The organism is Bradyrhizobium sp. (genome assembly GCF_049581145.1).
In the GTDB taxonomy this organism is placed as follows: Bacteria; Pseudomonadota; Alphaproteobacteria; order Rhizobiales; family Xanthobacteraceae; genus Bradyrhizobium.
In genome coordinates, this window is the sequence record NZ_JBAURI010000604.1 from 1 (window position 1) to 6447 (window position 6447).

The window sequence follows — 6447 nt, forward strand, 5'->3', positions numbered from 1 at the left end:
GGGCAGCACCGCGCGGCCGAAACCGAGCTTTGCCGCTTCCTTCAGCCGTGCCGAGGTCTGCGCCACCGGCCGCACCGCGCCGGAGAGCGAGACCTCGCCGAAATAGACCGCGTCCGTCGGCAGCGGCGCATTGACCAGCGAGGAGACCAGGGCGGCGGCGGCGGCGAGGTCGGCGGCCGGCTCCTGGATGCGCAATCCGCCGGCGACATTGAGATAGACGTCGTGGCCGGACAGCTTCACCCCGCAATGCGCCTCCAGCACGGCCAGCACCATCGACAGCCGGCTCGGATCCCAGCCGACCACGGCGCGGCGCGGCGTGCCGAGCGAGGTCGGCGCCACCAGCGCCTGCAATTCGACCAGCACCGGCCTGGTTCCCTCGATGCCTGCGAACACGGCGGTTCCCGGCGTGCCGAGATCGCGTTCCGACAAAAACAGCTCCGAGGGATTGGAGACTTCGCGCAGGCCGAGCCCCGTCATTTCGAACACGCCGATTTCGTCGGTCGGGCCGAACCGGTTCTTCACAGCGCGCAAAATGCGGAATTGCTGCGAGCCCTCGCCCTCGAACGACAGCACCGCGTCGACCATGTGCTCGACCACGCGGGGCCCGGCGATCTGGCCGTCCTTGGTGACGTGGCCGACCAGGATGATCGCAGCACCGGATTTCTTGGCGAACCTGATCAGCGCCTGCGCCGAGGCGCGCACCTGCGTCACCGTCCCCGGCGCCGATTCGACCGTATCGGTCCACATGGTCTGGATCGAGTCGATCGCGATCAGCCGCGGCACCGCGCCCTCGGACAGCGTCGAGACGATATCCTCGACCGAGGTCTCGGCGGCCAGCTGCACCGGCGCATCCGCAAGGCCGAGCCGTTCGGCGCGGAGTCTCACCTGCGCGACCGCCTCTTCGCCGGAGATGTAGACCGCGCGGTGGCCGGCGCGGGCGAGCAGGCTCGTCGCCTGCGTCAGCAATGTCGATTTGCCGATCCCGGGATCGCCGCCGACCAGCAGCACCGAGCCGCGGACAAAGCCGCCGCCGGTGACCCGGTCGAGCTCGGCCATGCCCGACGACAGGCGCGGCGCGTCCTGGCTCTTTCCGGTCAGGCTCTCCAGCTTGAACACCCGGCCCTTGCGGCGGGAGCGGATCGAGACCGGCATCGCGGTCGCGCCGGTTGTGTCCTCCTCGGCCAGCGTATTCCATTCGCCGCACGACTCGCACTTTCCCTGCCAGCGGTTGTAAGCCGCACCGCAGTTCTGGCAGACAAAGGAGAGGGCGGACTTGGCCATTCGATTGGAATCACGGCTCAGGGAGATTGCATCGCATTCCATAGCATGGATGCGGCCGCCGTGAGCTGATCGCGTCCATCACGATACCGAACACGTCCGGCTCGAGCCTGAGCACAAAGCGCTTGGCGATGAAGGCGCCGAACATCAGCGACGAACCCGTGATCAGGCCCTTCAAGGCGACGTCGCGCCTCAGCGCGCCGAAGCGCCGGAAGGCGACGGATTTCGCCAAGGACGAAAAGGAAGCCCAACAGGTCTTCTCCCGAACGGGTGCTTGGTTAACCCGGTCTTCGCGCGAAGGCAAAAATGCCCGGCATCTTTCGACGCGTCCTTAAAATTTGCCGCGTATTGATTGCAATCGCAGTCAAAGAATAAGCGCGGTACAATGATGAACGAGTCTTCCTCTTCAGCCTTCGACCGGAACGCGGTGCTGACCGGCTCCGATGACGGTTTTCCATGGTTCGCCGGCGTCATGCTGGCGTTCGAGGCCGGCGAGGTGGTGCGGCTGCGGCTCGAGAAATTCGCCAGTTGCGATACCGACAGCGAGCGCGAAGCCCGCCTCATGGTCAGCGAAAAGATCTCTGCCGCATTCGAGGCAGGGACGAGCTGGTTGCGCGGCGCGACACCTGCCGCCATCATTGGTCGTTATCGCGAGCATGTCGCGGCCAACGCAAAACGGCTTTCGGCCATTTAGCGCAACACGATCCACGCCGGTGCATGGTCGCTGGCGCCATCTTCGCCGCGCAGCTTGCGATCGACGCCGGCCTTGATCAGACGGTGCGCCAGCGCCGGGCTGAGCAGGAGATGATCGAGCCTGAGCCCGGCGTCGCGCGGCCAGCGGTTGCGCTTGTAGTCCCAGAAGGTGAACATCGGTTTTTCGGGATGCAGCGTGCGGATCGCGTCGGTCCAGCCTTGCTCCAGCAGTGAGGTGAACGCGGCTCGGCTTTTGGGCTGGATCAGCGCATCCTTGTCCCATGACCGCGTCGGATAGATGTCGGCTGCCGTGGGGGCGACGTTGTAGTCGCCGGCCAGCACGACCGGCAAATCCTGCTTGAGGAATTTCGCCGCGTGCGTCCGCAGCCTTTTGAACCAGTCGAGCTTGTAGTCGAATTTCGGCCCGGGCTGCGGATTGCCGTTTGGCAGATAGAGGCAGGCGATCACGATGCCGGAGACCGCGGCCTCGATGTAGCGCGCCTCGTGATCGTCGCGGTCGCCGGGTAGCGCGGTCCGGACCGGCACCGGCTCGGCGTTGCGCGCCAAGATCGCGACGCCGTTCCAGGTTTTTTGCCCGCGCCAGATCGCACCATATCCCGCCTCTGCGAGTGCCTGCGCCGGAAACTCGGGGTCGGCGGCCTTCAACTCCTGCAGGCAGACGATGTCGGGTTTGGCGCTGCGCAGCCAGCGCAGCAGATTTGGCAGGCGGCGGTTGATGTTGTTGATATTGAATGTCGCAATCTTCATGCAGAGAAGCCGTAATCTTTGCCTATCGAGCCTGCTCGTCACCTGCCGTTGGAGGCTCCATGCTGAAGCTGCGCTTGGCCGTTCTGATCTGCGTCACCGGCTTGCCCGGTTCGGCGCCGGCGCAAGGCCCGAGTTCCGAGCAGCGCACGGCCTGCAAGCCGGACTATGACAAGTACTGTTCAGGCACGATGCCCGGCGGCGGCCGCATCATCGCCTGCCTGAACAAGCAGTATGATCAGCTCGGTGACGCCTGCAAGAAGGTGCTTGACGCCCGGAAGAAATAGCAAGAACGCGGCCTAGGCGGAGCGCACGGCCGCGCCTTCCGGAACAACTTCGGCCTCGACTTCGACCTTGGCTTCGCCGGGTATCTGCGCCGTGCCGCCCTTGTAGATCCGCGCGTAGCGCGGGCCGAGGCTGGTCAGCACCTCATAGCCGATGGTGCCGAAATGATGCGCCAGTTCATCCACGGTGATGCCCTCGCCAATCAGCGTCGCCATATGGCCGCGCCGTGCGGCATTGTGGGGCAGGTCGGTGACGTCGATCGCGATCAGGTCCATCGAGATCCGGCCCGCGATCGGGCAACGCTTGCCGGCGACCACCACCTCGGCGCCGCGGGTGCCGTCGTTGGCGCTGGCGGCGCGGAAATAGCCATCGGCGTAGCCGGCGGAGACGATCGCGAGTTTGGTCTGCCGGCGCGCGGTCCAGGTGCCGCCATAGCCGACGGTGTCGCCCTTCTCGATATTGCGGACCTGGACGATGCGCGCCTTCAGTTCGACCACCGGCTGCATCGGGTTGTCCGACTCCGGCGTCGGGTTGATGCCATAAAGCGCCGCCCCCGGCCGCACCATGTCGAACTGGAACGGCGCGCCGAGATAGATGCCGGAGGAGTTCGCCAGCGAGCTCGGCACGCCGGAAAACAGGCTGGCGATTTCGCGGAAGGCGCCGAGCTGCCTTGCGTTGACCGGGTTGTTGAGCTGCTCGGCGGAGGCGAGGTGGCTCATCACCAGCGTGACGCCGTGATCGCCGGCGTTGATGCGCGGGATGATGCCCTGCGCCTCGGTCACGGTCAGACCGAGGCGGTTCATGCCAGTGTCGATATGGATCGCCGCGCCGCCGTTCCAGCCCGAACGCCGGCAGAACACATCCCATTCCGCGAGCTCGTTGAGATCGCCGATCACGGGCTTGCAGTCGGCCCTGGCGTGGGCGTCGCCTGTGTTCTGGAAGAATCCGTTCAGCGCGTAGATCGCGGCCTGCGGGGGCAAGGCTGCGCGCGCGGCGCGCGCCTCGTCGACGGTTGCGACAAAAAAGGTCTTGCAGCCGGCGCCATACAACGCGCGCGCCACGGGCTCGACCCCGCAGCCATAGGCATCTGCTTTGATCACGCCGGCGCATTCGGCTGGCACCGCCGTCTTCTCGAGCTTGCGCCAGTTGGCGATGATGGCGTCGAGATCGACGGTCAGGACGCCGTTGGCGGTGGCGAGCGCCGCCGCCTGGTTGGCGTCGTGCGATAACAGCGAGCCGGCCGGAACTGGATTGGTGAGATCGGAGGCGGTGTCCATCACAGGCTTTTACGCGCAGCGGCGCGCGGGTTCAACCGCGTGGAACCCGCCGATCAATAGGTCCGATCCGGCAAATGGCCGTCCTGGGAGAGGTCACCGAATCGCGTGACGCTGGCCTCGAAGTGCAATTCGACGGTGCCGGTCGGGCCGTGGCGCTGCTTGCCGATGATGACTTCCGCCTTGCCATGCGCGAGCCCCATCTCGGTCTGCCACTTCTCGTGTTCCGGCGTGCCGGGGCGGGGCTCCTTGTTGGCGAGATAATATTCCTCGCGGTACACGAACATCACCACGTCGGCATCCTGCTCGATCGAACCGGATTCACGCAGGTCCGATAGTTGCGGTCGCTTGTCGTCGCGGTTTTCCACTTGGCGGGACAGCTGCGACAGCGCGACGACGGGGACGTTGAGTTCCTTGGCCAGCGCCTTGAGATTGGTGGTGATTTCCGTCACCTCCTGCACTCGATTGTCGTTGCCGCGCTTGCCCGACCCCTGCAACAGCTGGATGTAGTCGATCACGATGAGATCGAGGCCTTTCTGCCGCTTCAGCCGCCGCGCCCGCGCGGTGAGCTGCGAAATCGACAGGCCGCCGGTTTCGTCGACATAGAACGGCAGCGCCTGCAGCTCGATCGAATAGTCGCGGATTTTATCGAAATCGCTCTCACTGATGCCGCCGCGGCGGATCGAACTGGAGGGAATGCCGGTGCGCTCGGCGATGATGCGGGTGGCGAGTTGTTCGGCCGACATTTCGCAGGAGAAGAAGCCGACGATGCCGCCATTGACCGATTTCATGGTGCCGTCAGGCTGAACCTCGGCGCGGTGGGCCCTGGCGATGTTGAAGGCGATGTTGGTGGCCAGCGCGGTCTTGCCCATGCCCGGACGGCCGGCGAGGACGATCAGGTCCGAAGGCTGCAGGCCGCCCATCTTGGTGTCGAGGTCGCGCAGGCCGGTGGCGATGCCGGAAAGCTTGCCGTCGCGCTGGAACGCTTTCGCCGCCATGTCGACGGCAATCGTCAGCGCCTGGGAAAAGCGCTGGAAGCCGCCGTCATAACGGCCGGATTCGGCCAGCTCGTAGAGCCTGCGCTCGGCATCCTCGATCTGAGCCCGCGGCGCGAAGTCGACCGGCGCGTCGAAGGCGACGTTGACCATATCCTCGCCGATTCCGATCAGGTCGCGGCGCAGCGACAGGTCGTAGACCGTGCGTCCATAGTCCTGCGCGTTGATGATGGTGGTCGCCTCCGCGGCGAGGCGCGCGAGGTACTGGCCGATGGTCATGCCGCCGATATCGGTCTCGGCGGGCAGGAAGGTCTTCAGCGTCACGGGGGTCGCGATCTTGCCCATCCGGATCAAGCTGCCGGCGGTCTCATAGATCGTCTGGTGCAGCGGCTCGAAGAAATGTTTCGGTTCCAGGAAGTCCGAGACACGGTAGAAGGCGTCGTTGTTGACGAGAATCGCGCCCAACAGGCTCTGTTCCGCTTCGATATTGTGCGGTGCGGTGCGATAGGTCGGCGCTTGTGCGTCGGGAGCGAGTTTGAGGACGTTTGAGTTCGAATCAGTCAAGGCCATGGCTGGGAGTGTCTAGCAACTTTTGCCGGATGCGGGGCGGCGATAAAGCGCCTGTCGCGGCCAAAGCGGAAGCGAGCGCGCGGCGTTTATGCACTGTGTTCTTTATAATGTGGATGAATCGCAACTGCGCAGGACGCGCTGCTTGACGGCTTTCGGCCAAAATCAGGCATCCACCGGGCAAGGGCAAGGACGGATATCGGGGGATTTTTGACAGCCTGCCTGAACCTTGTCCTGGCCGGCACCGACCTATCCCAGTGCCCGGCCGGTCGGCGGCCATTCCGGTTTCTCTGGGCCTCAGGTCAGCAGCAGGTAGGTCAGCGCGATGAGGGCGGCCGCGACGCCGCTCGCGATCAGGGCGTAATCGGTCCGGAGGTCCTGCCCGTCAGAGGACGATGGGTGAGTTTTCTCGGCCATTCTGCAGCTTTACGGGAGCCGGTGGAAGGCTTTTGTGAGGCAGATCACATTTGGCCGAGATTCTTTCGGGGGATGCTAGGGCCTGTCTTCAGTTAGGGGATTCCCAAATCAGTTTTTGAATGATTCATAGGCGGTCGGCCTGAGGGGGGCCGACCGATGCGACGTTTTGCGTT

Annotated in this window: 6 protein-coding genes and 1 pseudogene; 2 read left to right on the forward strand and 5 right to left on the reverse strand. The window is 64.9% G+C overall.

Annotation, left to right across the window (positions count from 1 at the left end; all coding sequences use genetic code 11):
- Window positions 1-1281 (reverse strand): DNA repair protein RadA (gene radA / locus WCB02_RS19915; RefSeq protein WP_423960689.1); only part of this gene is annotated, 1281 nt, incomplete at its 3' end.
- 17 nt (window positions 1282-1298) lie between these two features.
- Window positions 1299-1507 (reverse strand): annotated as a pseudogene (locus WCB02_RS19920) (sulfite exporter TauE/SafE family protein); the annotation flags it as partial.
- Between the two features lie 156 nt (window positions 1508-1663).
- On the opposite strand from WCB02_RS19920, the gene WCB02_RS19925 reads away from it, so the two are divergent.
- On the forward strand, window positions 1664-1972 hold the full coding sequence (locus WCB02_RS19925; RefSeq protein ID WP_423960690.1) for a hypothetical protein: 309 nt from the start codon (window positions 1664-1666) through the stop codon (window positions 1970-1972).
- Here the strand turns inward: WCB02_RS19925 and WCB02_RS19930 are convergent.
- Window positions 1969-2739: an exodeoxyribonuclease III gene (locus WCB02_RS19930; protein ID WP_423960691.1), complete on the reverse strand. Its 771-nt coding sequence runs from the start codon at window positions 2737-2739 to the stop codon at window positions 1969-1971. The two genes, WCB02_RS19925 and WCB02_RS19930, sit on opposite strands and share 4 nt — an antisense overlap.
- 59 nt (window positions 2740-2798) lie before the next feature.
- Between WCB02_RS19930 and WCB02_RS19935 the strand changes: the two genes are divergently transcribed.
- Complete coding sequence (locus WCB02_RS19935) at window positions 2799-3023, forward strand: cysteine rich repeat-containing protein (RefSeq protein ID WP_423960692.1); 225 nt, start codon at window positions 2799-2801, stop codon at window positions 3021-3023.
- A gap of 12 nt (window positions 3024-3035) precedes the next feature.
- Here WCB02_RS19935 and alr read toward each other — a convergent pair whose 3' ends face one another.
- Both alr and WCB02_RS19945 read right to left on the reverse strand, forming a co-directional pair.
- A complete protein-coding gene (alr, locus tag WCB02_RS19940) occupies window positions 3036-4298 on the reverse strand; it encodes an alanine racemase (protein WP_423960694.1) in 1263 nt (420 codons plus the stop codon).
- Window positions 4299-4351: 53 nt separating this feature from the next.
- Window positions 4352-5860, reverse strand: a complete 1509-nt coding sequence (locus WCB02_RS19945) for a replicative DNA helicase (RefSeq protein ID WP_423960695.1) — start codon at window positions 5858-5860, stop codon at window positions 4352-4354.
- Window positions 5861-6447: the final 587 nt, after the last annotated feature.